Raw genomic sequence first — 564 nt, 5'->3', positions numbered from 1 at the left:
CGTCAGGTGCGGTCGGTGGCGGAGATCTCGGCGTTGTTGCGGGTTCCGCTGGGTGTGGTGCGTGTGGTGATCGCGGACATGGCGGCGGAGGGGTTGGTGCATGTGCATCAGCCGCAGTTGGAGGCGGGTAAGCCGGATCTGAACTTGCTGGAAAGGGTGCTCAGTGGACTTCGCAGGCTCTAGTCGTGGGTTGACCTCGACGAAGATCGTGGTTGCGGGGGGTTTCGGTGTGGGGAAGACGACGTTCGTGGGGGCGGTGTCGGAGATCGTTCCGTTGACGACGGAGGCGGTGATGACCGATGCGTCGGCGGGGATCGATGATGTGGGGTTGACGCCGCATAAGACGACGACGACGGTGGCGATGGATTTCGGCCGGGTGTCGTTGGATCGGGATTTGATTTTGTATCTGTTCGGGACGCCGGGTCAGCATCGGTTCTGGTTCATGTGGGATGACCTGGTGCGGGGGGCGATCGGGGCGGTGGTGCTGGTGGACACGCGCCGGTTGGCCGACAGTTTCCCGGCGGTGGACTACTTCGAGGAGGCCCGCCTGCCCTTCGTCGTCGG

At 64.0% G+C, this 564-nt stretch carries 2 protein-coding genes; both read left to right on the top strand.

Going from position 1 to position 564, the window contains the following annotated elements; translation table 11 throughout:
- On the top strand, window positions 1-183 hold a 183-nt coding region (locus Mco01_RS38805), incomplete at its 5' end, for a DUF742 domain-containing protein (RefSeq protein WP_204061806.1).
- Window positions 184-190: 7 nt separating this feature from the next.
- Window positions 191-564 (top strand): GTP-binding protein (locus Mco01_RS38800; RefSeq protein WP_204061805.1); only part of this gene is annotated, 374 nt, incomplete at its 3' end.

It is taken from the genome of Microbispora corallina (assembly GCF_016863035.1).
GTDB classification, from domain to species: Bacteria; Actinomycetota; Actinomycetes; order Streptosporangiales; family Streptosporangiaceae; genus Microbispora; species Microbispora corallina.
The sequence above is the reverse complement of the archived record's forward strand: the minus strand, read 5'-3'. Positions and strand labels throughout refer to the sequence as shown.